General features: G+C 74.3%; 23 protein-coding genes and 1 pseudogene. 7 read left to right on the forward strand and 17 right to left on the reverse strand.

From position 1 onward, the window contains the following. Positions 1–88 precede the first annotated feature (88 nt). Positions 89–472 (reverse strand): VOC family protein, encoded by a 384-nt coding sequence (locus OG594_RS42480; protein ID WP_266607728.1) that lies wholly within the window; start codon positions 470–472, stop codon positions 89–91. A gap of 7 nt (positions 473–479) precedes the next feature. After that, positions 480–2,369 (reverse strand): ABC transporter ATP-binding protein, encoded by a 1,890-nt coding sequence (locus OG594_RS42485; protein ID WP_266607729.1) that lies wholly within the window; start codon positions 2,367–2,369, stop codon positions 480–482. Positions 2,370–2,508: 139 nt separating this feature from the next. Here OG594_RS42485 and OG594_RS42490 point away from each other — a divergent pair, with 139 nt between their 5' ends. After that, positions 2,509–4,629, forward strand: coding sequence for an AMP-binding protein (locus OG594_RS42490; RefSeq protein WP_266607730.1), 2,121 nt, complete (start codon positions 2,509–2,511; stop codon positions 4,627–4,629). Between the two features lie 58 nt (positions 4,630–4,687). Here the strand turns inward: OG594_RS42490 and OG594_RS42495 are convergent, their stop codons facing one another. Continuing rightward, positions 4,688–6,466, reverse strand: coding sequence for a GNAT family N-acetyltransferase (locus OG594_RS42495; protein WP_266607731.1), 1,779 nt, complete (start codon positions 6,464–6,466; stop codon positions 4,688–4,690). Positions 6,467–6,561: 95 nt separating this feature from the next. Between OG594_RS42495 and OG594_RS42500 the strand changes: the two genes are divergently transcribed. Then, positions 6,562–6,984, forward strand: a complete 423-nt coding sequence (locus OG594_RS42500; protein WP_266607732.1) for a DUF350 domain-containing protein — start codon at positions 6,562–6,564, stop codon at positions 6,982–6,984. 83 nt (positions 6,985–7,067) lie between these two features. Here OG594_RS42500 and OG594_RS42505 read toward each other — a convergent pair whose 3' ends face one another. Both OG594_RS42505 and OG594_RS42510 read right to left on the reverse strand, forming a co-directional pair. After that, complete coding sequence (locus tag OG594_RS42505) at positions 7,068–8,297, reverse strand: acyltransferase (protein WP_266607733.1); 1,230 nt, start codon at positions 8,295–8,297, stop codon at positions 7,068–7,070. Continuing rightward, positions 8,294–9,361 (reverse strand): alpha/beta hydrolase, encoded by a 1,068-nt coding sequence (locus OG594_RS42510; protein ID WP_266607734.1) that lies wholly within the window; start codon positions 9,359–9,361, stop codon positions 8,294–8,296. The genes OG594_RS42505 and OG594_RS42510 overlap by 4 nt, the downstream gene beginning before the upstream one ends. 284 nt (positions 9,362–9,645) lie before the next feature. Here OG594_RS42510 and OG594_RS42515 point away from each other — a divergent pair, with 284 nt between their 5' ends. Further along, complete coding sequence (locus tag OG594_RS42515; RefSeq protein ID WP_266607735.1) at positions 9,646–10,833, forward strand: calcium-binding protein; 1,188 nt, start codon at positions 9,646–9,648, stop codon at positions 10,831–10,833. A 43-nt stretch (positions 10,834–10,876) separates the two neighbouring features. On the opposite strand, the gene OG594_RS42520 is transcribed toward OG594_RS42515, so the two are convergent. Next, entirely contained in the window at positions 10,877–11,557 is a 681-nt protein-coding gene (locus OG594_RS42520) for a response regulator transcription factor (protein ID WP_266607736.1), read from the reverse strand. Next, the gene (locus OG594_RS42525; RefSeq protein WP_266607737.1) at positions 11,554–12,921 is read right to left on the reverse strand and encodes a sensor histidine kinase; all 1,368 of its coding nucleotides are present in this window, start codon (positions 12,919–12,921) and stop codon (positions 11,554–11,556) included. Before OG594_RS42525 ends, OG594_RS42520 begins: the two co-directional genes overlap by 4 nt. An 80-nt stretch (positions 12,922–13,001) precedes the next feature. Between OG594_RS42525 and OG594_RS42530 the strand changes: the two genes are divergently transcribed. From OG594_RS42530 to OG594_RS42540, 3 genes are all read left to right on the forward strand, one after another. After that, entirely contained in the window at positions 13,002–13,949 is a 948-nt protein-coding gene (locus tag OG594_RS42530; RefSeq protein ID WP_266607738.1) for an AEC family transporter, read from the forward strand. Next, positions 13,946–14,500, forward strand: a complete 555-nt coding sequence (locus OG594_RS42535) for an HXXEE domain-containing protein (protein WP_266607739.1) — start codon at positions 13,946–13,948, stop codon at positions 14,498–14,500. The genes OG594_RS42530 and OG594_RS42535 overlap by 4 nt, the downstream gene beginning before the upstream one ends. A gap of 61 nt (positions 14,501–14,561) precedes the next feature. After that, a complete protein-coding gene (locus OG594_RS42540) occupies positions 14,562–14,957 on the forward strand; it encodes a hypothetical protein (RefSeq protein WP_266607740.1) in 396 nt (131 codons plus the stop codon). Here the strand turns inward: OG594_RS42540 and OG594_RS42545 are convergent. The 4 genes from OG594_RS42545 to OG594_RS42560 all read right to left on the reverse strand — a co-directional run bounded on the left by OG594_RS42545 (position 14,908) and on the right by OG594_RS42560 (position 20,249). Then, on the reverse strand, positions 14,908–16,086 hold the full coding sequence (locus OG594_RS42545) for a serine protease (RefSeq protein WP_266607741.1): 1,179 nt from the start codon (positions 16,084–16,086) through the stop codon (positions 14,908–14,910). The genes OG594_RS42540 and OG594_RS42545 overlap by 50 nt on opposite strands. A gap of 12 nt (positions 16,087–16,098) precedes the next feature. Then, entirely contained in the window at positions 16,099–17,625 is a 1,527-nt protein-coding gene (locus OG594_RS42550; protein WP_266607742.1) for an FAD-binding oxidoreductase, read from the reverse strand. A 397-nt stretch (positions 17,626–18,022) separates the two neighbouring features. After that, positions 18,023–18,676: a class I SAM-dependent methyltransferase gene (locus OG594_RS42555; RefSeq protein WP_266607743.1), complete on the reverse strand. Its 654-nt coding sequence runs from the start codon at positions 18,674–18,676 to the stop codon at positions 18,023–18,025. 58 nt (positions 18,677–18,734) lie between these two features. Further along, positions 18,735–20,249, reverse strand: a complete 1,515-nt coding sequence (locus tag OG594_RS42560) for an IucA/IucC family siderophore biosynthesis protein (protein WP_266607744.1) — start codon at positions 20,247–20,249, stop codon at positions 18,735–18,737. A 108-nt stretch (positions 20,250–20,357) separates the two neighbouring features. Between OG594_RS42560 and OG594_RS42565 the strand changes: the two genes are divergently transcribed. After that, the gene (locus OG594_RS42565; RefSeq protein ID WP_266607745.1) at positions 20,358–21,926 is read left to right on the forward strand and encodes an IucA/IucC family protein; all 1,569 of its coding nucleotides are present in this window, start codon (positions 20,358–20,360) and stop codon (positions 21,924–21,926) included. A 751-nt stretch (positions 21,927–22,677) separates the two neighbouring features. Here OG594_RS42565 and OG594_RS42570 read toward each other — a convergent pair. From OG594_RS42570 to OG594_RS42590, 6 genes and pseudogenes are all read right to left on the reverse strand, one after another. Continuing rightward, positions 22,678–22,998, reverse strand: a complete 321-nt coding sequence (locus OG594_RS42570) for a hypothetical protein (protein WP_266607746.1) — start codon at positions 22,996–22,998, stop codon at positions 22,678–22,680. Between the two features lie 256 nt (positions 22,999–23,254). After that, positions 23,255–23,428: pseudogene (locus OG594_RS47440) on the reverse strand (DUF6234 family protein); the annotation flags it as partial. A 38-nt stretch (positions 23,429–23,466) separates the two neighbouring features. Beyond that, positions 23,467–24,426 (reverse strand): amidohydrolase family protein, encoded by a 960-nt coding sequence (locus OG594_RS42575; RefSeq protein ID WP_266607747.1) that lies wholly within the window; start codon positions 24,424–24,426, stop codon positions 23,467–23,469. 153 nt (positions 24,427–24,579) lie between these two features. Then, on the reverse strand, positions 24,580–25,446 hold the full coding sequence (locus OG594_RS42580; RefSeq protein ID WP_266607748.1) for an NmrA family NAD(P)-binding protein: 867 nt from the start codon (positions 25,444–25,446) through the stop codon (positions 24,580–24,582). 51 nt (positions 25,447–25,497) lie between these two features. Further along, positions 25,498–25,989: a hypothetical protein gene (locus OG594_RS42585; RefSeq protein ID WP_266607749.1), complete on the reverse strand. Its 492-nt coding sequence runs from the start codon at positions 25,987–25,989 to the stop codon at positions 25,498–25,500. A 164-nt stretch (positions 25,990–26,153) separates the two neighbouring features. Further along, positions 26,154–26,672 (reverse strand): MarR family winged helix-turn-helix transcriptional regulator, encoded by a 519-nt coding sequence (locus tag OG594_RS42590; protein ID WP_266607750.1) that lies wholly within the window; start codon positions 26,670–26,672, stop codon positions 26,154–26,156. Between the last annotated feature and the right edge of the window lie 115 nt (positions 26,673–26,787).

Here is a 26,787-nt window from a genome sequence, read left to right on the forward strand (position 1 = left end):
GGTGTGGAGCCTAGACACCTCCACCACACCGGAGGTCTTCGCCATGATCAAGACCCGACACCGTTAACAACGCTCGTGATCAATACAACTAGGCCGTGCCCACCGACTTGCGGGGCGTGGTCTGCTGGACCGCCCAGCCGTTGCCGTCGGGGTCGGAGAAGTAGACGAAGGAGCCCCACGGCAGGTCCTGGATCTCCGTCACCTCCACGCCCCGGCCGCGCAGGTCCTCGTACGCCTCCTCGATGTCGGTGACGACGACCTGCATGTTGTCCAGCGAGCCCGGGGTCATCCGGGTCAGTCCCTTGCCGATCGCGATCGAGCAGGCCGAGCCAGGCGGGGTCAGCTGGACGAAGCGGATGTCCTCGCTGACGGTGACGTCGTGGTCGGCGTTGAAGCCGAGCTTCTCGTAGAAGGCCTTGGCCCGGTCCACGTCGGTGACGGGGACGGCGACGAGTTCCAGTTTGATGTCCATCACAGGATCATGCGCCCGGCACCGGTGCCTCGCCGCCCGACACGGCGAATTGGGTGCGGTACAGCTCTTCGTACCGCCCGCCCGCCGCCAGCAGCGCGGTGTGCGTGCCCCGTTCCACGATCCGGCCGTCCTCGACCACCAGGATCAGGTCCGCCGCCTGTACGGTCGACAGCCGGTGCGCGATCACCACCGCCGTCCGGCCCGCCAGGGCCTCGCCCAGAGCCTCCTGCACTGCGGCCTCCGAGGTGGAGTCCAGGTGCGCGGTGGCCTCGTCGAGGATCACCACCCGCTGCCGGGCCAGCAGCAGCCGGGCGATGGTCAGCCGCTGCCGTTCCCCGCCCGAGAGCCGGTAGCCGCGCTCCCCGACCACCGTGTCCAGTCCGTCCGGCAACGAGGCGACGAGCCCGTCCAGTCGCGAGCGCCGCAGGGCCTCCCAGATCTCCTCCTCGGAGGCCTCCGGGCGGGCCAGCAGCAGGTTGGCGCGCACCGATTCGTGGAAGAGGTGCCCGTCCTGGGTGACCATGCCGAGCGTCTCGCGGATCGAGTCGGCCGTGAGGTCCCGTACGTCGATCCCGCCGAGCCGGACCGCGCCCGCGTCGGCGTCGTACAGCCGCGGCAGCAGGTGCGCGATGGTCGACTTGCCGGCGCCGGACGAGCCGACCAGGGCGATCATCTGGCCCGGCTCGGCGCGGAAGGACACCTCGTGCAGCACCTGCGCACCGCCCCGGGCATCCAGGGTGGCGACCTCCTCCAGGGAGGCGAGCGAGACCTTGTCGGCGGCCGGGTAGCCGAAGGAGACCCGGTCGAACTCCACGGCCACCGGCCCCTGCGGCACCCGGCGGGCGTCCGGCTTCTGCGCGATGAGCGGCTTCAGGTCGAGGATCTCGAAGACCCGCTCGAAGCTCACCATCGCGCTCATCACCTCGACGCGGGCGCCGGCGAGCGCGGTCAGCGGGGCGTACAACCGGGTCAGGAGGAGGGCGAGGGCGACGACGGAGCCGGCGTCCAGGGAACCGCGCAGGGCGTAGAACCCGCCGAGCCCGTAGACGAGCGCCAGGGCCAGCGCCGAAACCAGGGTGAGGGCCGTGATGAAGGCCGACTGGGCCATCGCCGTACGGATCCCGATGTCGCGCACCCGTGCCGCCCGGGCCGCGAACTCCGCGGACTCGTCCGCGGGCCGCCCGAAGAGCTTGACCAGCGTCGCGCCGGGGGCGGAGAAGCGTTCGGTCATCTGGGTGCCCATCGCGGCGTTCAGCGCGGACGCCTCCCGCTGCATCGCCGCCATCCGCGCCCCCATCCGGCGGGCCGGCAGCACGAACACCGGCAGCAGCACCAGTGCCAGCAGGGTGATCTGCCAGGAGATGCTGAGCATCACGGTGAGGGTCAGCACCAGGGTGACGGTATTGGCGACCACCCCCGACAGGGTGTTGCTGAAGGCCCGCTGGGCGCCGATCACATCGTTGTTGAGGCGGCTGACCAGGGCCCCCGTCCGGGTCCGGGTGAAGAAGGCGACCGGCATCCGCTGCACGTGGTCGAAGACCGCCGTCCGCAGGTCCAGGATCAGCCCCTCGCCGAGGGTGGCGGAAAGTCTGCGGGTCAGCAGTCCGAGCCCGGCCTCCGCGACCGCGATCAGCGCGATGAGCACGGCCAGCCGGGTGACCGCGGAGCTGTCGCGGCCGTCCACGATGGCCGTGACGACCCGGCTGGCGAGCACCGGGGTGGCCACCGCGAGCAGCGCAGTCACCACGCTCAGCAGAAGGAAGAGGGTGAGCCCGCGGCGGTGCGGGCGGGCGAAGGCGGCGACGCGGCGCAGGCCGGCCCGGGAGAGCGGGCGACGGTCCTGCTGTGCGTTGATCGCGCTGTGCAGCGACGTCCAGGCGGTGACTTCCATGTCCATGGCCCGAACGCTAGGACCTCAACCAAACTTCAGGTCAAGGATCCGTCCGGGATCGCCCGCACGGGGCGCCAACTCCCGTGCGCACGAACGATTGTGACGACCCCCGTCCGATGTCGGCGCCCGGTGGCATCATCGGTCCATGACGCAGGGATCCGAGTCCGTACGCTTCGGCAAACGAACCACCGACACCGTCCTGCACCGCTTCGAGCAGTGGGCCCGGGACACCCCCGGCGCCCGCGCGCTCATAGCCGGCCCGGGCGGCCTCACCTACGGGGAACTGGATGCGCGCGCCGACCGGCTGGCGCAGCGTCTGCTCGACTCCGGCCTGCCGCCCGGCGCACTCGTCGCCGTGGGCACCGCCCGGCAGACCGAACTGCTCGTCGCCCTCCTCGCCGTCCTCAAGGCCGGCGGGTCCTACGCCGTCATCGACGTGGCGAGCCCGCGCTCCGGGCGCCGGCAGATCGTTGCGGCCGAGCCCGTCGTCCTGCTCACCGATGCCGCCCAGCAGGCCGCCCTCGAGAACGGCGGCGGCCCCCGGGTGATCCGGCTCGACGCGGAGGCCGCGGCGATCGGCGGGCCGCGCACCGAACAACCCCCGGACGCGCCTGCGGACGGACCCTCGGACGGACCCGCGGACCGGCCTGCGGATTTGCCCGCGGATTCGCCCGCGGACCGGGTTCCCGGTGCGGCCGCCCCGCCGGCCGGCCGCACCGCCGCGGTCCTGTTCACCGGGGCGGCCGAGCCGCGCGCGGTCCCCGTGAGCCACGGACTGCTCCTCGCCGCCCACGAGGCCTGGGCCGAGGTGGCCCGGCCGACCCCGCAGGACCGGCACCTGTTCACGGTCGGTACGGACGTGACCGCCTTCGCCGCGGGGTGGACCCGGGCCCTGTGTTCGGGCGGCGCCCTCGTGCTCTCCCCGCGCTCCGCCTGGCAGCCCGGGGACGTCCGCACGGCCGTCGAGACCGACCGCGTCACCGTGCTGCACACCGACCCGGCCGGCGCCGCCCGACTGCTGCTCGAGGACGCCGAACGGGGAACCCTCGCCCCGGCCGCCCACCGCGGGGCCGACCCGGCCTGCCGGTCCCTGCGGCTGCTCGCCGTCTCGGGCGACCGGCTCTACCTCGACGAGCAGGCGACCCTGCAGGTCCGGTTGCGCCCCGGCGCGCGCGTGCTCAACGTCTACGGCTCCGCGGAGTGCGCCGGCATCGGCACCTGGTTCGAACTGCCCCAGCTGCCCCACCCGTTGGACGACGCGGAAGAGATCTCCCTGCTCGGCACCGCGTTCCCCGGCTTCCGGGCCGAGGTGCACGGCGGGGAGATCCGCCTCGTCCCGCCGGACGGCGCCGACGCGGTACCGACCGGCGACCTCGGCCTGCTGCGCGAGGACGGGCTGCTGGAGTACGGCGGCCGGCTCCGGGACCGGATCACCTTGCCCGGCGGCCGGTTGCTCGACCCGTACCCCGTCGAATCCGCCATCCGCAGCCACGAGGGCATCGGCGCGGTCATCCTGAAGGGGGTCGACGGCCCCCGCGGCCCGCGCCGGCTCGTCGCGTACGTGGCCCCACCGCCCGGCGGGCCGCCCCGGGCCCCGATGCCGGACATCGAGGAGCTGCGCGACCACCTGGCGGGCAAGGTGCTCCGGGAGGAGTGCCCGCGCACCGTGATCCGGCTGCGCACCCTGCCCCGCACCACGGCGGGTCAGGAGGACCGGGACGCCCTGCCGCTGCCCATCCTGCCCGCGGCGGCGCGGAGTGCGGGGAGCAAGTCGGGCAAGTACGGGTCCGCCGCGCCCGTGGGCGAGACCTCGGCCGGCTACGCGGCCGGCTGCGGGGGAGCCGCACTGGGCCTCGTCGCCCTGATCCTGACGAACTTCCTCTGGCCCGGATCGACCGACCTCACCGGGGTGCCGCAGCCCTGGGCGTTCCTGTTCTTCGTGCTGTACCTGTTCGAGTGCGTCGCCTTCGGCATCGGGGTGGTGTTCCTGTTCGGCGGCCGCGCCCGGATGCTGCGCCAACGCCGGGGCCCTTCGCTCACCGTGGCCGCCCATCTGGCCGTGTCCTACCTGCTGTTGTCCTGGTGGCCGCAGGACAACTTCTACCGGCTGGCCGCCAAACAGGACTGGCCGCGCCAGGCCGCGCTGGTCTACGCCTTCAACATCCCGCTGATGATCGCGGGCGTCGTCGTCGCGGCCTACGTCGTCAGCAAACCGGCCGACCCCTTCGACTTCCACGACCCCACCGACGACTGGCCCGATCGCTGACCGGAACACCGGGCCGGACCACTCACCGGCCGGTCGGCCCGTGAGTGGTCCGGCCCCGCTACGGCGAGCCGAACATCGCCCCGACCGCCAGGGCCTCGGCCCGTACCAGCGCCTCGGCCGCGTCCAGCACCTCCCTGCTGTGCGCGGCCACCAACACACCGAGCCAGGGCGCCGGTTCGAAGGCCGCGGTCGGGATCGCGGGGACGAACACCGCCCCGAGCTCCGCGCAGCGCCGGGCCAGGGCTGCGCACCACTCGTCCAGCAGGGCCTCGGGCAGTCGCGCGCCCAGCTCCACCCGGTCGGCGATCCGTACGAGGTGCCCCGCGCCCCGCAGCGCGTCGAGCCGGGCCGCCACCATGAAGGCGATGGAGGGCCCGGTCAGCCGCAGGTTCGTCTCGGTCGGCGCGAGCCGCCCCGCCCCGTCGGCGACGAAGTCGACGTCGAACCAGCCCCGGTATCCGGATTCCGCCAGCGCCCGGCCCACCGCCGTACCGAAGGCCGTGAGGGACTTCTCCGCCCACGCGGGCACCACCCCGGGGCCCACCGTTGCACCCCGGTAGCAGCCGTCCGCCACGTCCATCACCGCCCCGCCCACCTCGTGCGCACGGCCCGCGTCGTCGACGAAGCCGTCGTACGTCAGGTCCCGCGGCTCCTCGTCGGCCCCGGACGCCGGACCGCCGACGTACTCCTCCACCAGCAACGGCCCGCGCGGCAGCCGCCGCAGCACGGCCCGTGCCCCGCCCGCGGCGCGGACCCGCTCGGGGGTGACCACCGTGGTGCCCGAACCCCCGACACCGTGCTCCGATTTCAAAACGGTGCTCTCGCCCGCCCTGGTCCTGGCCGCCAGCATCCGGGCCGCCGCCCACCGCCCGTCCGCCCGCCACTGCCGGGGGAGCACGATCCCCGGATGCCCGCCGTCCGCCAGGATCCGCTCGAAGAGGGCGTGCGCCGCGGACTTCGACTCGTAGCGCAGCTCCCCGGGCCGCCACGGCCGGCCCGCCAGCCGTCCGAACGGCCGGGTGCGCCCCCACGGTACGAGGGGCAGCCCCGCCCCGGTGAGCAGCCCGGCCAGCGCCGGCCGGGCCCGTACGGCATCGGCGAGACCGGGATCCGCGTCCAGCAGGCCGTCGTACACCTCGACCCCGGTCCAGCCCAGCTGGCGGCAGACCAGCTCGCTCCAGCCCCGCGGAACCGGCCGCGGCAGCACCAGCGCGGCCGGGTAGGGACTGTAGAAGGCGGCGAGGCACGCGTAGTGGTGCGCGGGCCGCTGCTCCGGGTCCAAGGTGGCGTCGGCGAACTGCGCGTTGAACTCGCCGACGTTGCCCAGGTGCACGGCCCGCCCGCCACCGGTCCACGCCCGCGCCCAATCGGCGAGCGGGACGGGAGCCGCCTCGAACCGGACCAGGGCCGCAGCGTCGGCTTCCACGTCCGGTGCGGCCACCGCCACCGCCACCGCCCCCATCGCCCGGTAGAACCCGGCCGCGTGCGGATCGGAGTCGATCACCAGCCGGCGCACCCCCAGGTCCACGGCCCGCCGCAGCGCGTCCCGATACAGCAGCCGGCCCACGCCCTGCCCGATGGCGGACGGCTCCACGAAGAGCAGCCCGAGCGCCGCGCGCGGGGGAGCCCCCTCCAAGGAGGCGATCCCGAGCACCTCCCCCCGCCCGTTTTCGGCCACGACCACACGGCGGGCCGTCACGTCGTCGGGCCGGATCCGTAGATCCGGCGCGCACGCGGCCAGGAAGGCGGCGTCGTACCCCCAGTGCGCCTTGGACCGCATCACCAGCCCGGTCAGGTACTCCGCCTCGGCGGGCCGCGCGGCCCTGACCTTTACCATTTGCTGACCTCCCCATGGTCCGCGCCAAGGCCGTGCGATAGATTCGGCCTCCCCACGGCACATACTTTCCCATCCACGCGGAGACAGGCTTCTCAATGAGCGACATCATCAACGGACTTGGCCGCACCAGCGCCTACGGCGCCCTCGGCCTGGTGCTGCTGATCCTCGGCATCGTCCTCGTGGACGTGCTGACGCCCGGGAAGCTCCCCAAGCAGATCTGGGAGGAGCGCAACCGCAACGCGGCCCTCTTCCTCAGCTCCGCGCTCCTCGGCATCGGCGGCATCGTCTTCACCTCGATCTGGACGACGTACGCGGACTTCGGCAAGGGCCTGCTGTCCACCGCGGCGTTCGGCGTGCTCGGCCTGATCCTGATGGCGGTGGCCTTCCTCGTGCTCGACGTGGTGACCCCCGGCAAGCTCGGCGCCATCGTCGTCGACCCGGAGCCCCACCCGGCGGTCTGGGTCTCGGCCGCCTGCAACCTGGCCGTGGCCGCGATCGTCGCCGCCTCGATCGCCTGACGCGGAGCACCCGTACGTGACGAGAGCGCCGCTCCCCCGGGGGAGCGGCGCTCTCGCCGTATCCGGGATCCATCGGGACCCGCTCAGGCGAGGCCCAGCGCGAACACCGCGAACCCCGCCGCCAGCAGCCCGGCCACGGTACGGCGCAGCCCGCTCGCCCGGCGTCCCTCCTGCGGCGGCACCTCGAACCGCCGCGCGGAGCGGGCGATCGCGACGAACAGCACCGCGAACACCGGCATCCACGCCAGCCGAGCCGCGATCCAGCCCAGGCTGTCCGGCGCCGTGGTGAGCCCGGCCAGTTCACCCACGAACGAGCCGGGCACGGCTGCGGCCAGCATCGCCGTCTGGTGCCAGCACAGGATCGTCATCGCGGACAGGTTGATCACGACCACCGGGGCCCACAGGGCGGGCCGCGCCAACAGCTTCGCCAGCCGGTCGCGCAGCAGGATCGCCGCGCCCGACTGCGCCGAGGCCAGGGCCAGCACCAGGAGCGACGGCGGGTGCGAGTTCGTGCGCGCCGCACCCGGGACGCCCACCATCGACGCCGGATAGTGGAAGACCGCCAGCAGCGCGGCGAACAGCAGCGTCCCGCCCGCCAGCAGCAGCCAGGCCCCGCTCCGCCCGATCCGCCGCTCGCCCCAGGAGACGCCCAGCTGGTACGCGAACAGCCAGCCGGGCAGGACGTTCAGCAGGGCGAGCCACGACGGTACGGACTCGGCGAGCGGTCCGTAGCGCAGGAAGTCCACCACGGCGACCGAGCCGAGCAGCGGGGCTGCCGCCCAGCCGCCGAGGCGCCGCGCCGCCCGCACGCAGTACGGGGTCAGCGCGGTGACCACCACGTACACCCCGACGAACCACAGCGGTTGGACCACCAGCGTCGCCCCGGTCCGCAGCGACGCCTCCGGCACCCCGGCCGCGTACAGCACGGGCGCGGCCAGCGCCCATACCGCGGTCACCCCGAGCACCGGCCGCCCCAGCCGGACGACGCGGCCCTTCAGCCAGGCGCCCGTCGAACCGGTGCGGCGCCCGAAGGAGAGCGCAGAGGCGTACCCGCCGACGAGGAAGAAGACGCCCAGCATCTGGAGCACCCAACTGGCGGGGGCCAGGCCGCCGAACGCGGACAGCGGGCTGGCGTTGTGCAGGCCGCCGTCGGAGTCGAGGGTGAAGCCGCCGAGCAGCCAGTGGCCGGTGGGTACGGCCAGCAGCGCCAGGGCGCGCAGCCCGTCGACCGCGCGGTCGCGGTGGGCGGGGGTCCGACCGTCGATCCGGGCGGCGGCCCTGCGCAGCGCGGCCGGGGTGGCGTGGGCGCTCATCGGGCCGTTCCCTTCGCGATGGCGGCGAAGGCCGCCAGGGACTGGGTGCCGGGCATGAAGTAGCCGGTGTGGCCCTGTACGTCGGCCGCCGGCACCCGGCGGGCGCCGAAGGCCGCGGAGGTGGGGTCGGCGCCGTGGCCGATCCCGGCGAACTCGACGTTCGGGACGTCGGCGATCCAGTCGGAGGGTCCCCGGGCCGCCCAGACGCGGGCCCCGGTGCCGAGGGCGGCCGCGGTGTCGGCGCGCATTCCGGGGGAACCGAAGGCCACGAGGTCGGTGGCGTCGGTGTGCCGGGCCGCGAGCCCGCACACCACCGAGCCGTAGCTGTGGCAGAACAGCACCGGGTCGGGCGCGCCGACCGCGTCGAGTCCCGCCGTGAAACGGGCCAGTCGGACCGCCCCGGCCCGGGCGAGGCGGCCGTCGGCCGCGTCCAGGCCGACGCCGACCGGGGTGGTGTAACCGATCCACGCGACGACGGCGGTGCCCCCGCCGGTCCCGGTCGCGGCCCCGGACCCGGTCGCCTCGCGCAGCGCCCGGGCCATCCCGGCCGGGCCGGTGCGGGGCGTGCGCGGGGCGTCGTAGGTGGCGGCGTCGTTGTCCGAACCCGGCACGATCACCGAGACGTGCTCCGCGTGCTCCACGTCCCCGAACACCTCGGCCACCTGACCCCGGCCGCGCGGGTCGAAGGCCAGGATCTGCCGGTCCGGCGCGGCGAGGGAGGCGTACCGCGCCTCACCCGTGGCGGCGACGGCGATCCGGTTGGCCTCGTACCGCAGGGGGAGCGGCGCCCCCTCGAGATTGCCCACCACCAGCGGGTGCGACCGCAGCAGCTGCTGCCGTGCGGTGTCGTCCAGCCCGGCGAAGAAGGCGGCCACCTCGCGCGGTGCGGCGGTCGCAGGATCGGGCAGCGCCCGGCCGGACACCGTGTCGGCCCGCCAGGCGGCGGTGCCCGGTGGCGGGCCGGTGACCGCCGCCTGGCTGTCGCCCGAGGCCCATCCGGCGGTCCCCCCGACGAGGGTCACCGCCAGTGTGGCCGTGACCAGCGTCCTTCCGAAGCGGCGCATGCCCCTTCTCCTCTCCTCGTGACGAGGGGGAAGGTAGGTAGGGGGTGTCCGCCTCCACGTCCGACCGTGGAGCCAAGTCGGATGTCATACCCCGGTAGGGGGTGGAGGAGACGGCGCCCTCGGCCGGCCCGCCGACGTGTCCGTCTGAACGGCCCCGACGTTGCTCCACGGGTGCGATCCGCGTCAGCCGTCTGCCCGAGCGCGTCAGTGTGTCGGCGGCGCCGGGGCCCATGCCGCGAGTAGTTATGGCGATAGTCCGATTAATTGCGGCAAAGGGAGTGCAGATGATGCCCCACCGGGAACATCAGCGGGATGCCGAGCCGGGACGTCGCCCCGGCCGGGTGGCCGCCGCCGGCTTCGCCTGCGTCCTGGCCGCCGGATCCCTCGTCCTCCTCGGGACCGGGAACGTCAGCGCACGGGCGGTGACCTGCTTCGGCGTGCCCGCCACCCTCGTCGTCACCACCCCCGGTGCGACCACCGACGGGACCCCGGGCAACGACGTGATCGTCGGCACTCCGGGCCCGGACACGATCCACGGCCAGGGCGGCGACGACCTGATCTGCGGGCTCACGGGCGACGACGTCCTCATCGGCGGACTCGGCAACGACCAGATCGACGGCTCCGCGGGCGCCGACCAGCTGCGCGGCGACAGCTTCAGCCCGTCCGGCAACGCCACGGGCGGCGGCAACGACCGCCTCCTCGGAGGCGACGGGGACGACCAGTTCACCGGCGACAGCTACGCCCCCGGAGGCACCGCGGAGGGCGGCGGCAACGACCAGCTGATCGGCGGCCCCGGCAACGACCGGCTGACGGGGGACAGCAGAGGACAGAACGCGGTGGGCGGCGGAGTCGACCGGATCGACGGCGGCCCCGGCGACGACGCCCTGCTCGGTGACTCCGGCGCGTTCGCCGGCAACGCCACGGGTGCCGGGAGCGACGTACTGCTCGGAGGGCCCGGGGTCGAGACCATGACGGGGGACAGCGAGGCCGCGCAGAACGCGCTCGGCAGCGGCGGCAACGACCTGCTGGACCTGGGCGCCGACGGCGGGGTCTCGGCGATCGGCGACCACACCGTCACCAACCCGGCGGGGGGCCGCGCGATCGGCGCCGGGAACGACCGGATCATCGGCGGCGCCGCCGACGAATTCCTCGTCGGCGACAGCGGCCCGTCCGACGCGCGCCGCACCGCCGCGGGCAACGACACCATCAGCGGCGGCGCCGGGAACGACCGCGTCTTCGGCGACAACGTCGACCTCACCGGCACGGCGAGCGCGGGAACGGCGGGAGGAGCCGACTTCCTCGACGGCGGCGACGGCATCGACACCCTCAAGGCGGGCCCCGCCGGCGACTTCCTCTCCGGGGGCCCGGACGGCCCGGACGGCCCGGACGGCCCGGACGGCCCGGACGCCTGCGACGGCGAAGGCGGAACCGACTTCGCCACCGGCTGCGAGACCCTGGCCGGCCTGCCCTAGGTCATGCCGGTCAGTCCGGGCTCGCGGGGCCGGACCGGCGGACTCAGCCGGAGTCGCCCGGCCGCACCAGCCCCGCCTCGTACGCGAAGATCACGGCCTGCGCCCGGTCCCGCAGGTCGAGCTTGGCCAACACCCGCCCGATGTGCGTCTTCACCGTCTGCTCCGCCAACACCAGGTGCCCCGCGATCTCTTGGTTCGACAGCCCGCGCGCGATGAGCTCCAACACCTCGGTCTCGCGCGGCGTGAGCCCCTTCAGCCGCAGCGCCGGGTCCTTGCGCGGCGCCGGGCGCTGCTGGACGAAGTCCGCGATCAGCCGCCGGGTCACCGAGGGCGCCAGCAGCGCCTCGCCCGAGGCGACCACCCGGACCGCCGAGATCAGATCGGCCGGCGGGGCGTCCTTCAGCAGGAACCCGGAGGCGCCCGCGCGCAGCGCCTCGTACACGTAGTCGTCGATGTCGAAGGTGGTCAGCATCAGCACCTTCGGCCGGTGCACCACCCCCGGCGGGGGATCGAGGATCTCCCGGGCGGCCGTGAGCCCGTCCATCTCCGGCATCCGCACGTCCATCAGCACCACGTCGGGGTGCGTGGAGCGGGACACCTGCACCCCCTGCCGCCCGTCGGGGGCCTCGCCCACCACGTCGATGTCGGCCTGTGCCGACAGCAGGGCCGCGAACCCGGCCCGCACCATGGCCTGGTCGTCGACGATGATCACGCGAATGGTCAACTGGGGTCCTCGGTCGGAGCGTTCAAGGGCAGCCGGGCGGCGACCCGGAAGCCGCCGTCGGGCAGCGGGCCCGTGTCGAGCGTCCCGCCGGTCAACCGTACGCGCTCGCGCATCCCCACCAGACCGTGCCCCGTGCCCGAACCCTCCAGCTCCACCACGGCGTCCCGCGCCGGACCGTTGACCACGAGCACCAGGACCTCGTCCTCGTCCACCGTGACCGAGACCCGGGTGGGCGCGCCGGGTGCGTGCCGCACCACATTGGCCAGGGCCTCCTGCACGATCCGGTACGCCGACAGGTCCACCGCCGGCGGCGCCGCCCCGACCGCCCCGGCCGCCAGCGACAGTTCCACCGGCTGCCCGGCCCGTACGGTCGCCTCCACCAGCTGCTGGAGCCGGTCGATCCCCGGCTGCGGGGCCCGCTCGCCGTCGGCGCCGCCCGCGCCGTCCGCCCCGCCCGCGCCGTCGCCGCGCAGCACGGTCAGCAGCCGCCGCATTTCGCCCAGCGACTCCCGCGCGCTCGCCGCGATCGCCGCGAACTCCTCCCGTACGGGCTCCGACATGCCCGGAACCCGGTACGGCGCCGAATCGGCCTGCACGGTGATCACCGACATGTGGTGGGCCACCACGTCGTGCAACTCGCGTGCGATCCGGGCCCGTTCCTCCAGCAGGGTCCGCCGGGACCGCTCCGCCTCGCTGATGCTCTCCTGCTCGGCGACCCGCTGCTGCGCGTCACCGACCCCCCGCAGCGCGCCCGTCAGGACCAGCATGACCCCGCCGAGCACGAAGAGCAGGGCGTTGGTGTTCATCACGCCTTCGGGCTGGGAGAAGCCCAGGACGGTACCGACGACACCGGTCACCAGCCATACCCCGACCAGGGTCCGTACGGGCTCGCGCAGTCCCAGGCAGGCCATCAGCACCAGATAGCCCACGATGGTCATCGGCGGCCACGGCCAGGAATGCCCGGCCACCTTGTCGGCACCGACGAGCAGCACCGCGGCGACGGTGTCGGCGGCCAGGACGACGATCCAGGCGTGGAGCGGCCGGGTCAGCGCGAGGAGCAGCGGCACGGTCTGCGCCACCCCCAGCGCGCCCGCCCAGCCGCCGCCGACCCCGTAGTCGTCGGACAGCACCGTGATCGTCACCGGCAGCAGGGTGACGACGAAGACGCCGACGACGAGGAACGGCATCGCCCGCTGCCACCGCTTGGGCGCCTGCGCGAACAAGGGTTGCGCCGCCCCGGCGGGCGTGCGCAGGACGACGGCGAGCCGCGCCAGCGCGCCGGGCACCCGGGCACCGGCTGCCGAGGAGGTACGGATGCCTTCGCGGGTGCGGCTGCGCGGCCGGGTGCGGGGTTCGTCGCTCATGATCGGACCAGCCTATGCGCCGGGGGGCCGGAGGTGGTGGGGGCTAGGCTGCTTGCCTGTCGATCACGGGGGATGCGGGCATGGGTGGCGCGGCGGCGTTGGAGAAACTGGTGCCGGTGCTGCTGGCGTTCGGCGGCGGGGTGCTGCTCGCCCGCCGGAAGATCGTTCCGGCCGAGGCTTCGAAGGTCTTCTCCGACTACGCCTTCCTCTTCGCCGTCCCCTGCTACCTCTTCGGCAACATCTACGCCAGCGACCTCGGGGCCCTGTTCAACTGGCGGGCGATCGGCGGCTACGCCGGGGCCGCGGCCCTCGCCGTGGTGGCGGTGGCCGTGGCGGCGGTCGCCCACGGGCTGCGCGAGCCCCGCGACGTGGCGCTGCGGGTGATGGCGGGAGTCCAGGTGAACACCGCCTACTTCGCCGTCCCCGTCTTCATCACCGTGTTCGGGACGGCGGCGCCGATCTTCCCGATCCTGCTGTTCCAGGTCTGCGTACTGTCCCTGGTCGTCATCGCCCTCATGGAGCTGGGCCGCGCGGGTCCGGCGGCCGGCGGCCCGGGCCGCCGTCTCTCCCGCGCCGTCGGCGCCTCGCTCGCGACGCCGTTGGTCCTCGCCTGCAACGCGGGGATCCTGCTCAACCTGCTCTCGGTACGGGTGCCGGCCGTCGTCCTGGACGGCGCCGCGTTCGTCGGGGACAGCGCCTCCCCGGTGGCCCTGTTCGCCCTCGGCCTCCACCTGGGCGGCCTCGGCCTCGACCTGCGGGGCACCACGCGCGAGGAACTCGCCCTCATAGGCTTCAAGTGCCTGGTGTTCCCGCTGCTGACCTGGGCGGTGTGCGGGCTGCTCGTCGGCGTGCGGGGCGAGTGGCTCGCGTACCTCGTCCTGATCGCGGCGATGCCGACCCCGCAGAACCTGTTCATCTTCGCCCAGCGCTACGACGTCGGCGTCGACCTCTCCGCGTCGATCGTGATCAAGAGTTCGCTCGTGTCGCTTCTGCTGCTGCCCGTGTGGCTGCAAACTGTGGTCGCATGAACGCTGATGCTTCCAGCCCCTCGATAGCGCCGAGCGCCGTCACCTTAGGACTGTTCGCCGCCTGGGCCGTGCACGACCTCGAAGAAGTGGCCACCGTGGCGCGCTGGTCCCGGACCCGGGTCCCCGTCCTGCGCGAGCGCCACCCCGGGGTCCCCGACCGGGTCTGGCGGAGCATGGAAGCGGTGAACGGCCGCGAGTTCGCCACCGCGGTCGCCGTGATGGGACTGATCGTCGCGGCCGCCTCGGCCGACGGCTACCGCACCGGCGGGCGCTCCGCCTTCTACCAGACCTCGCTGAACGGCTTCGGCCTGCACGGCCTCGTCCACGTCGCCCAGGCCGCCGCCACCCGCGGCTACACCCCCGGCGTGGTCACCTCACCGCTGCTCGTGGTCCCCTTCACCCTGTGGGCGCGCGGCCGACTGCGCCGGGCCGGGGTCCTGCGGCCCACGCGGGCGCGCGACATCGCCTCTGGCCTGGCCCTCGCGGGCGCGGCCACCGCGGCCTCGCACGCCGTCGCCCGTCGGATCCGCCGGGCCGCGTCCGCGCGCTAGTCCCCGGTCCTGCGGCATCCGCCCGGACGTACCCCGGGCGGCATCGGCTCGTTGACCCGGCATGGAACTGCCGACCATCGCGGCGCCGGGCGTCGGTGAACGGGCCGACGCCGTGGCCGATGCCGCCTGCCACCTCTACGACACCATCGCCCCCTGGGGTACCGGCGCGCCCGGCGGATGGAGCCGGGCCGCCGCCGAGGACGCCGCGGAGGCGATCGAGACCACCGCGCACGCCCTCGCGTCCGTCGACCCGGGCGCCGAGGTGGTCCTGGCGCCCGTCCACGCGGCCCTGGCCGACCTGCGCCGCCGGCTCGGCCTCGCGCCCGCCGACGCGCTGACCGGCGACGGGCTCCCGGCGACCCCGCGCACGGTCGGCAACCCGCGCCGGACCCGCTGGGTACGGGTGCTCACCGCCGCGCCTTCGCCCCGGCAACCGCCTTCTCGTACAACTTCTTGATGTCCGTGCCGAAGTAGGAGCTGTACGAGGTGTCGACCTTGTCCCCGCCGGTCTTCCACCCGCCGATGACCCCCACCACGTCGCCGGTCCCCGTGCGCGCGTCGTAGCGGGTCAGGAACGGACCGCCGCTGGTCCCGCCGGGATAGCCGGTGCAGTCGATCCGCAGGAACGATCCCGGGATCCGCGCGTCGGCACTGGTGAACTTCGTCGTTCGGTTGACGCACACGCGCGGGCGGGCGGCGGAGGCCGGGTAGCCGATCAACGTGACCCGTGCGTGCGCGTAACCGGCCCCGGTCTTCAGCCGGTTCCCGCCGACCACGTCCTCCACCGGGAAGCCGCGGGCGTCCGGACCCACTTGGGCGAAGGCCGCGTCGAGGGCTGCCGCGCGGTCGACGCCCTGCGAGCGGTAGCGCGGGTCGATCCAGATCTTGGAGCGCCCGCCCGCGTCCCGCAGGACCGGGAACATGCCGTACGGCTGCGGCTTCGCCCGCGTGTACTGCGGTACGAAGGCCACCTGCTGGGTGTCGGAGCCGAGCAGGCAGTGCGCCGCGGTGAGCACCAGGTCGCGGCCGGGGGAGGAGACCACGCTCGCGGTGCAGAAGTAGGTCCCGCCGGCCTTGACGAGGAACATCCGGCCGGCGACGGGGATGCCGTCGAAGTTCTGCCCGATGCCGGTGGCGAGGGCCGGCAGCCGCGGAACGGCCGGGCGTGCCGGGGCGGGGAGCGGAGCCGGAGCCGACGGCGCGCGGGTGGGCGCAGGAACGGCAGTGGGGGTGGGAGCGGGGGTGGGAGCGGGCGTCAGGGCGGGCGTGGGTGTGGCGGCCGGGATCGCCCCGTCCGGCTCGGCGGGCTCGGTCGGTTCAGCCGGTTCAGCCGGTTCGGCGGGCTCGGCCGGCTCCGGCGGTTCGGGCACCTCGGGCGCCGCCGGCTCCGCGCGTTCGGGCGGCACGGGCGGCAACGGGGCGGCGGAGGCCATCCGTTCGGCGGTCCAGAAGGACTGCGCCTCACGCGCCGACCAGCGGCCCACGGACGCCGGGGCGTTGACGCTCCCGGCCTCGGCCAGGGGCAGCGGCCCTCCCGACACCAGCAGGGCGGCCGCCACCACGGCCATCGTCAACGTACGTCGCATGCCGGACACTCCCTAAAGGGCCTGGGGGAAACGGAAGAGCCGGTCCGGGTCGTAGACACGCCGGACCTCCTGCAAGCGCGCGAGGTTCGGGCCGTAGTAGGCCTCGCGCCAGCCCGTGAGCTTCGGATCGGTGTAGTTCTGGTACGCGCGGCCGCTCGCCCAGGGGCGCAGGTCCTGCCAGAGCCCGTCGAGCCAGCCCTGGTGCCGGGCCACCTCGGCCGCCGCTGCGGATGCGGGCCAGTAGACGAGGTACTGGGCGAGGAAGGCGCTGTCGCGGTGGACGAAGGCGGTGGAGCCGGCCGGGACGCGGTTCACCGCGCCGCCGCAGGCCCCGTCGAACTGGACCACGCCCAGGCCGCCCCGGGGCACGCTCGTCCCGTACCGCCGCACGGCGTCCAGGACCGCGCCGATCGCCCCGTCCGGCAGTCCGCCGCCCGCCCAGAAGTCGGACCGTGCGGCGTACGAATCCCGGCCGAGCCGCCCTTGCGGGTCCCGGCCGGGCAGGGTGCCCGGCAGCCGGCACTGCGCGGGGCCGAGCTCCAAGCAGCCGGACATGGCCCGGACGGTGTCCTCGTGGCTGCGTACGGTGATCCAGCTGTCCTGCGGTGCCCCGCCGACCAGGTCGGACAGCCGGGTCAACTGCCGCTCCAGCTCCTGGCGCCCGTCGAAGCACACCACCCGTACCGCCGGTGGCGCCCCGGCCCCGGCGCCCACCTCGACGGTGAATTCCACCTGGCTCCAGAACGGGTCCGGGAGCCCGGCCAGCCAGCGCTGCCAACCGCGCAGCACGGCCGCGGAGTCGGCGCCGGGCCAGTGGAGTTCGGCGGAGGCACACGCGTCGACCGGGTGCGTGCGCAAGCGGAACTCGGTGACCACGCCGAAGTTGCCGCCGCCACCGCCGCGCAGCGCCCAGAAGAGCTCCGGATCCCGGTCGGCGGAAACCTCGCGGACGATCCCGTCGGGGGTGACCACCCGGGCCCCGGTGAGCCGGTCGGAGGTGGTCCCGTACGCCCGCGAGGCCAGGCCCAGGCCGCCGCCGAGGGTGAGTCCGGCGATGCCGACGGAGGGGCACAGCCCGGTCGGGACGGACCGGCCGTGCCGGGCGAGGGCCGCGTGCACGTCCCCGAGCCGGGCCCCGGCGCCGATCCGTACACCGCCTCCCTCGCCGTCGCCGTCGACCGACACCGCGGCCATGGCTCCGGTGTCGACCACCAGCCCGGCGGATCGCGTGGACCAGCCGGCGTAGCTGTGCCCGCCGCCGCGCGGGACCACGGGCGCGGCCGAGCGACGGGCGAAGTCCAGGCAGACGGCCACGTCCCCGGCGTGCGCGGGATAGGCCACCGCGGCCGGGGCGACGGTGTCGTACCGGGGCTGGAACAGCCGGCGGGCCTCCGGGAAGTCCCGGTCTCCGGGGAGCACCACGCGCCCGTCGATCCCGCGCGCCAGCGCCCCGTAGTCCGGGGTCCGGGCCGCCGCCCCGACGGAGGCGAGGACGGCCGCGGCCGCGCTGCCCAGGACTTGGCGGCGATGGAGGCTCATACCTCCTTCCTGCCACCGCCCGGGCCGATAGTCGTGCAGGCGGGTCCCACACGCACCGGGGTGCCCCCTGAACGGCGCACAGCCGAAACGGTTCGGCTTGTCCTATCGCCGTACCGCGCCCCGCCTCCCGCGCCCCTCGAACCGCCGCGCGCTCGCCCTGGCCCAGCCGGTGGAAGGCGGTCCAGGGGCGACCGGTACGACGCGAAGCAGACCCGCCCGGCGGCGGCGCGGTCCGCGGAGGCCCGGTGGAGCAGGGCGGTCAGCTCCTCCACCGAGTCGCCGTCCCGGAAACGCCGCAGGACGAAGCCCCCCGACTCCGCCCCCCGCCCCCGACTCCGTTTCGGCTCCCGCTCCCACCGCGTCGTCGATGTCCACGGTGGCAGTGGGTAGCGCCGGCCTACCCCTTGCGCGCCAGCAGGAAGCCCTGGGGGCACGTCTCACCGGGCCCCGCCCCGCGGACCAGCCGGGCCACCTCGGTCAGCCCGGCCCCGGCCAGCAGGCCGGCGATCAGCTCGGGCGGAGTCCGGTACACGTCGAGGTCGACCGGATGCCCGTACGCGTGCTCCAGCCGGATCAGCTCGTCGCCCGACTTGAAGGCGATCAGGAAATGGCCGCCCGGCGCCAGCACCCGGGCGGACTCCGCGAACAGCCCGGGGAGCTGGGAGGGCGGGGTGTGCACGGTGGAGTACCAGGCGAGCACCCCGCCGAGGACCCCGTCGGCCACGTCCAGGGCGGCCATCGACGCCACCTCGAAGCGCAGCCCCGGATACGTCCGGCGGGCCACCGCCACCATCGCCGGGGACAGGTCGACGCCGAAGGCCCGGAGGCCCAGACCGGCAAGATGCGCCGTTACCCGGCCCGGGCCGCAGCCCAGGTCGGCCACCGCCCGGCCGCCGCCGCCCGCGTCGTCGCGCACGTACTCGGCGAAGGCCGCCAACATGGCCCGGTCCAGCGGCTTTCCGGCCAGTTCGGTGCTGAGCAGCCGCGCGTAGTCGACGGCGACGGCGTCGTAGGACGCCCGTACGGAGCTGAGGTACGAGGTCTCTGTCATGCCCCTGAACAGTAGCCTCCAGAGTCCCTCCGAGGGGAAACCGACCGAGTGCTCCCGCTCACCCTCCGAGCAGCGGATTGGGCAGTTCCGCCCACTGATCGCCAGGAACCCCGGGACTCAGCCGCATCAGGCTGAGCGCCTTGGTGGGCAGCGGCCCGGTCAGCAGCGCTTCGGTGTCCGCGGTGGCCGGCAGGGCGGCCACTTCCGCGAGGGCTTCGGCGAAGGCACCGGCCGAGCCCGCCGTCGCCCCCAGCGCTCCCGTCAGCAAGGACCCGAACAGCTTGCGCCGCAGCACGGTCACGTCGTCGGTGACCAGCCTGCCGGACAGGGGCGGCACCGGCAGGCCGTGCCGGGCCAGCCGGGCCGGGCTGATCCGGATGTCGGCGAGGTCGCGGTAGACCAACCGCAGCGGGGCGCCGGTGGGGGAGAGGACGACGAGGAGGTTCTGGCCGTGCGCCTCCAAGGCCACCCCGAGCTCCAGCACCCGCAGGCACACCGAGAGCGCGAGCCGGGCGAACTCGGCCCGCCAGGCCGCCGAGCGCGCCGGGCCGAAGGAGGCCAGGGCCGCCACCGGCAGCACCCGCTCACCGGCGGCCGCGTCCGCGTACACCTCCGGCGGCTCGCGCAGAACGGCCGCCAGGTCCGGACTGTGCGCGGTCGTGGCGCCCAGCGTGGCGGTGATGTGCAGCCGGCCGTCGAGCCGCTCGGACAGGCCCTGGGCGAAGGCCGAGACGGCCGCCGCCGTCTCGATGGAGTAGACGGAGATGTCCCGCATGGACGAAGTGAGCCGGGCGCTCAGCGCGGTCTTCACGTGCGCCCCGCCGTCGGCGGGGGCCAGGGTGCGCAGGGCCATCAGCGGATGCGCCGCGAAGCCGGGCCGCACCCGCTCGTGCTTCAGGACGTGTGCCGCCTGCCAGGGGTGCACCGGCACCAGGACCCGCCCCGCGTCCCGCAGCTCCTCCGGCCAGTCGCCGGTGACCAGGCATTCCTCGGCCCGTACGGCGACCAGCCCGACGTCCACCACCGGCCGGTGCTCGGGCGCGTACGCCAGTTGCTCGGCCACCGAGAAACCGGGCCGGGAACGGCAGTTCGGGTGGTAGGGATGCCCGTCGACCACCCGCTGCTCCCATTCCCAGGTGGTCAGCGGGGCGGGGTCCTCCCCGGTGGACGGCTGACCGGCCCGGGAGAGCGCGAGGGAGGCCGTACAGGCGTCCAGCTCGGCGGCGAACTGCTCCCCGTGCGGCACCCCGAGGGCCGTCACGAGCCGCGCGGCCTGCCGGTAGGGCCTGCCGTCGAGCAGCAGCTCGCTCACGTAGGACCCGGTCGCGTAGGGGTCCGGCAGCGGGCCCTCCAGCCGGGCGCCCCCGGCCAGCAGCAGCGCCAGGCCGTCGGGAGCGTGCTCGCGGCCGACGACCCAGGGCAGGGGCTCGAAGGCCAGGGCCCGCCACAGCCGGGTCAGCACGGCCGCCCGGGCGCCATCGAGCGCGGCGGCGTACGAGGGTCCGAGCAACGGGCGTACGTCGGCCAGTTCGGCGGCGACGGCCTCTTCGGCCGGGGAGGGGGAAAGATGCATGCTGGGGCTCCGGCATCGGAATATCGCTTTACGGGATGATCAAGTAATGATTGCGGATACCGAAGATCACGACTGGTGGTTACGCCCTGCGAACCTCCGGCGCACCGGATGGACCGAATGGAATCAGTGGACGTCAACACCGCCGCCGACGCGTACGCCGCCGCCCCGCTCCTGAACTGCCTGCTCAGGGAGGCGGCCGAACCCGTCGGGGCGTCCGACGCGGGCGCGGGAACAGATGTGCGCGTCCACCGGCTGCGCGGCAGCGGGCGGCTGCTCCGGGTGCGCGGGGGGCGCCGGCCCGAACGCCCCGAACTGCGCACGGCGGACGGCTGGCACCTGCTCAGCCACACCGAACTGGCCAAACTCGTTTCCGACGAACTGGGCCGGTTCACCGGTGTCCCCAACGACGAGCTCCCCGTCGAGATCACTGACAGCCGCGACGCGATCGCCGCGCTGCTGGCCGCCCGGGCCACCGCCGAACCCCCGGCGGACCCGTACCTGTTCTCCGAGCAGTCCCTGGTGATGGGCCACCCCCACCACCCCGCCCCCAAGGCCCGCGGCGGGGCGCCGGCCGGGAGCTGGCTGCCGTACGCGCCCGAGGCCCACGCCCGGTTCCCGCTGGTCTTCCTGGGGCTGCGCGAGGACCAGATGGTCGAGGAGGGCGGCCCGGCCGCCTCCGCCGCCGTCGACGCCCTGGCCGACGCCCTCGACGGGCCGCGCCCGCCCGCCGGATACCGGCTGCTGCCCGCCCACCCCTGGCAGCTCGACCTGGTCGGCGAGCGGCCCGCGGTGCGCGAGGCCTTCGCCGACGGGCGGCTGCTGCGGCTCGGCACGACCCGCCGGCCGGCCTGGCCGACCGCATCGATCCGGACCCTGTACGTACCGGACGCGGCGGCCGACCTCTTCGTGAAGTTCAGCCTCGACGTCCGGATCACCAACGACGTGCGCCGGCTGTGGCGCCACGACCTGCTGAAGCTGCGCCGCACCGATGCGGCCGTCGAGGCCGGTTTCGCCGCCCTGCGCCCGACCGGATCGGCCGCGGCCTGGCTCCCGGACCGCGGCTACCGCACCGCCGCCTTCGCCTTCGAGGAGCTCGCCGTCCTGGTCCGCGACGGCCTGCACGCGCACACCGTGCCCGGGGCCACGCCGCTGCTGGCCGCCGCGCTCGCCGAGGGCTACCCGGGGAGCCCGCCGGCCGGGACCACCGACCCGGTCGGCTGGTGGCGGGCGTACCTGCGCCAGGTCGTGCCGCCGGTGCTGGAACTGTTCGCCCGGCACGGCATCGTGCTGGAGGCCCACCTCCAGAACACCCTGGTCGCCGTCGACGCGGACGGCCTGCCGGTGCAGGCCCTCTTCCGGGACGCGGAGGGGGTCAAGCTGCCGGCGGACCTGCCGCGGGCGGATGCCTGGCAGCGCCTGGTCTACTGCCTGGTCGTCAACAACCTGACGGAGATCGCGGGCGCGCTGTCCGGACGGCATCCGGACGTCTCGCCGCTGCTGTGGCGGGCCGCACGGGAGGAGTTCCTGAGCTACGACGCCGTCCGCGGGCTCCCCGAGATCGCGGAACTGCTCGCCGCCGCGACCCTGCCGGGCAAGACCAACCTGCTGCTGCGCTGGACCCGGGCGGACGGCGCGGACGCCCGCTACCTGCCCCTGCCGAACCCGCTGCGCGGCTGAGGGGCGTCCCCCGTGCCTCCTGATCGGGGTGGGCGGCCCCTGACCGATGTGGTGCCGATGTGATGCCGATGTGATCAGGTCTGGTTCTGGTTCGCTCGGGTGGGCGCGATTGATCCGCCCCCGGCCCGTATCCGCGAACCGCGTAGCGGAACCGCGTACGTCCGTCCCGCGCCGGCCCGCCGGCATCGCGTCCCCCACCGACCGGACCCCTCGCCTGCAAGGCGGCGCGCGACGAGCAGGTGCGCACGGGCACCATCGACGCAGTGGGCCGGTCGTGGCCCTCCACGCCGTACCTCGACGCCACGGGGACCGAGCTCCCGGCGGGCAGCGGCGTCACCCACGAGCGCCCTCGCAGAGGGGCGGTCAGAAGCTCCAGCTGTAGAGGCCGCCACCCGTGTTCACCGCAGACGCCGCGAGCCGGGCGACTCCCCGCAGGACGGCCAGTAGATCGTCGTCGGTCATGTCGTCCCCGTCCTCGGACCGGAGCCGCGTGGTCCAGCGGCCTGCGACGCCCTGCTCGAGGACCTCATCAGCGCCGAGATCGGCACCGACACCCGCGCCTGGGTCACCGAACGCCCCCACCTCTTGGGCTGGCCCACCTGGCCCACCGGGCCCACCGGGCACGGCGACACCGACCAGCCGCCGGCCGCAGCCGCCCCGGCCCGACGCTGAGCCGAAGGCTCGTCCTGCGCGACCGGCCGACTGCCACGCGTGGCGGCTGTCCACCACGACCGGGAGTCGTTCCGACCGGTCACAGACCGGCGATGTCGCCGGCCCTCTTGAGCACGGAGTCGACCGCGTTCACCACGGAGTCGTGCCGCCTCGTGCGGGCCGCCCGGTCCGCCGGGACCAGCTGCGCGGCGGCCTGCACGGCGTAGGCGTCCGGGTCGCCGAAGGCGGTCTGCGGGTGCTCTCCCGTCTCGGCGCAGTGCGCCGTGACATCCTTGACCGCCTGGAGCACGACGGCCCGGTCCACGCCGGGCTGCATGGCCAGCCGTACCTGGAAGCGTGCCATCCACCTTTCGCGGTCCTTGTCCTTCGCCGCGTCCGTCGTCCGGTCCTTCTTCGCCACGTTTTCCTCCAGGTGATCGCAGCCGTCCGTCGTGTAGGGGGACGCCGGGGCATCGAAGTGGGTTGCGAGGGCTCGACGTTCGGCCGGCCGCGACGACGACCTCGGTCTCGTAGCGCGGCTCCACCTCCCGCACGGTGGGGGTCCCGCCGAGCCGCTCGCCCTTCGGCCCGAACCGTTCCTCGGGGAAACCGACCGGGAAAGCGCTGTTCTCGCGCTGGCGCGAATCCGCACCTTCCGACGCCCTACGGGCCGGGTCGGGACGAGAACGGTCCCAGCGGTGTTGCGCGATCACCAGCGACGCTCCCGCCAGGGCGGCGGCGAGCAACTGCGACAGCGCCGTCCGGCGCGCACGGAACACGAGGGCGAGGACCGCGACCACGAGCACGGTCACGAGGACACCCTGGATCCGGGCCGTGTAGGCGGGGCCCATCGCGCCGGGCCCACGGTGTCCGGACCTTCTTCGGGGGGTTACGCCGCGGAGAGGCCCAGCAGGTCCGCAGCGTTCGTGTCGAGGATCGCCGTGGCCTCCTCCTGGGTGAGCCCCGACTCGCAGACGTAGTCCACGGACCGTACGAAGACCTCGTCGTCCTCGTACGGGAAGTCCGTGCCGAGCACGAGTCGACCGGCCCCGAAGGACGCGGCCGCGGCGGCCAGTGCCGGTCCGTGCACATGGCTGACCGTGTCGTACCAGAGGCGGCCGACGGCCACCGAGGGGAGTTCCGGGGTCCGTGGGGACTCGAAGGCCAGATGGTCGTCGAGCCGGCGGGGCAGCAGGGGGAGGGCGCCGCCCAGGTGCGAGGCCAGGATGCGCATCCGCGGATAGCGTGCCGGAAGGCCTGCGAGGATCAGGTGCATGATCGCCACCGTGTCCTCGACCGGTGCCCCCACCATCCAGGTCATGTCGTGCTCGGTGATCAGCGGGCTGGCGGCACCCTCGCCGGACGGATGGATGCACAGGACGGCGCTGCGCCGGTCGAGCTCCTCGTAGAGGGGGTGGAACAGGGGGTCGGCCAGGGTGTGGCCGAGTACGATCGTGGTCACGCCGACGCCGACCGCGCCGAGGTCGTCGAAGGCCCGGGTGACCTCGTGCAGCGCGGCGTCGACGTGGGGGAGGGGCAGCGCGGCGAAGGCCCGGAACCGTCCCGGGAAACGGGCCACCAGCTCGGCGTACGAGTCGTTCGCCGCACGGGCCAGCGCCACGGCTTCGGGTTCGCCGGGCAGGTGCGGGGACTGCGGCGCCACGGAGAGCACCTGGAGGTCGATTCCGGCCCGGTCCATCAAAGCGAACCGGTGGTCCAGATCGGCCGCGGTCGCGTCGGCGCCGAGCTCACGCTGGGTGCCCGTGTCGGTCTTGCCCAGCCGTTCGAGCCGGTCGAGGTAGTCCACGGTCCACAGATGTGCGTGGACGTCGATGCGCAGAGCGCTCACCCTTCGATGGAACGCCTCTCGCACGGCGCGGGCCAGTCGACCGGGCTCCCGCGGGCTTCCCGGCGCCGTGACCGGCAGGATCCGACGGACCTCCGCCCCGACCGCCCCTCCTCGCCCGCCCCATCCCCTCCTCGCTCCGCCCGCCGCGGGGTCCTAGTGACGGAAGTGGGCGCGGTGTTCGTGGAGGAAGGCGTCGAGGGTGCGGGGCGGGCGGCCCAAGACGTCGCTGACGGTGGTGGTGGGGGCTTCGGGCCGGGTGACGGCGAGTTGCTGGATCTCCGTCACGTGCTCGGCGAGCCAGCCGGGCATGTGGGCGTTGCGGATGAGGTGGTGGCGCAGTTCGTCCGGGGCGAGGTCGACGTAGCGGATCCGGCAGCCGGTCAGGGCGGTGAGCCGCGAGGCGAGTTCGGGGTGGGAGACGGCTTCGGGTCCGGTCAGCGCGTAGGTGCCGCCGGCCAGGTCCGGCCGGGTGAGGGCGGCGGCGGCGACGTCGCCGATGTCGCGGCAGTCGACGTAGTTGCAGGGCGCGTCGCCCATGGTGCCGAGGATGACTCCCTCGGCGACTGCGGGAGCCAGCCGCAGGAGGTTCTGCGTGAACGCGTACGGGCGCAGGATGGTGTGGGTGAGGCCACGGGCGCGCAGGTGTTCCTCGACGGCGTGGTGTCCGCGGGAGACGGCGACCGGAGAGTTGGGTTCGGCGGCGGGTGCAGAGATCTTGACGATGTGTCCGATGCCGGCGCGAACGGCGATGTCGACGACGCGGGTTTCGAGTTCGACCTGCGCGGGGCCGTTGGCCATGGTGAGGAAGAGTTGGCCGGCGCCCTCGAAGGCGGTGCGCAGGGAGTCGGGGTCGGTGGCGTCGGCGTACCGGACCTCGACGCGCGACTGGTGCGCGCCGGTCGTGCCGGGGATCGGCGCGTGCGGGGTGCGGGTCAGCGCGCGGACGGGTGTGCCGAGGGCGAGGAGGCTGTGGACCAGGGCGTTCCCGGTCGCTCCGGTCGCTCCCATGACGACGATCATCGTGTGCTCATTCCTTTGTGGTGTTCCGGCGACGGGTGTCGCCGGGGCGGGTCATGCCGGTGGCGCCGTGGTGGTGCTGCGCCAGCGCAGGGTGACGATGGTGGTGGCGAGGGCTGCGGAGACGGGCAGGTCCACGCGCAGGCGCTCCAGCCACGGGGTGGACGGGACCGGGGTGTGGGCGGGTAGCCACTGGGCGGTGAACCACCCCAGCAGGGCCGCCGCCCCGACGGCGGTGATGACGAGTACGGCGGTCAGGACGCCGCGCGGCGCGGCGAGGGTCCACCGGCGGGGCCGTCCGCCGTGGCGCAGCCAGGTGCCGATCAGGAACGCCACTACGGCGGACGTGCCGGCGATGGAGGTGCAGGAGGCCACGGCCAGGTCCCGCTGCCCGGTGACGGCCCCGGCGGCACCGGCCGTCAGCGCGGGGGCGGCGTAAGCGGTCAGTACCTCACGCCACAGGGTGAACGGCCGGGTTGGCCGCGGCGGCCGCGGTGGCCGGGAGGCTGCTCGGTCGGGGCTGGTTCTGTGCTTCTGCGCGGTCATGCTGGCCTCTTTCTCGTTCGGCTGAGGGAAGCGAGGGGGTGCGACGGTGGGGTGTCGACCTGCTCCACCCAGTTAATTAGGCAGCTAACTATTACTGTGTAAAAAGGGCCCCGTCCTGCGGAACGGAGCCGAAACGGCCGTGGGTGGGGTGGGGTGGGGTGGGGTCAGTCCGCCGTCAGGGCCGTACTGCCGCGCACGACGCGGGCGAGCAGGTCCAGGAATACGGCACGCTCCTCGACGGAAAGGTCGCCCACCATCGCCTCCAGCCGCCCGAAGTGCTCGGACGCCATGTCCCGCAGGCGCTGCGCCCCGCGCGCGGTCAGGACGGCCGCCGTGCCCCGGCCGTCCTCGGTGGACGGGCGGCGTGCGACCAGGCCTTCGCGTTCCAGGCCGTCCAGCAGTCCGGTCACCGTGGCCCTGGAGACGTCGAGGTCGACCGCGAGGCGCGAGGGGGACTTCTCCCCGCCGTGGTCCTCGAGGTCGGCGAGCAGGCGGTAGCGCCCCGTCGACAGGCCGAACCGGGCGAAGTGCGCCTCGGCGGCCCGGCCGACCCGCGCACCCGCCGAGATCAGTCGTACCGCGACCAGTACCGCCTGTGGATCGACCTCCAGGCCGTAGTGCTCGACCTGCCGTCTGGCCTGGTCCAGCGTGGGCGCCTCGCCGTCGATGCCGTCCCTCGTCATGAAAGTAATATGGCGGCTAACCACATGCCCCGTCAAGGGGTTCGGGTCCTTGTGGGGGTGGTCGCGCGTGGGGGCGGAATCGGCCAATCCGGGTCGTGTGCCCCGATCCGCCCTC

Source organism: Streptomyces sp. NBC_01214 (genome assembly GCF_026340975.1).
GTDB lineage: Bacteria > Actinomycetota > Actinomycetes > Streptomycetales > Streptomycetaceae > Streptomyces.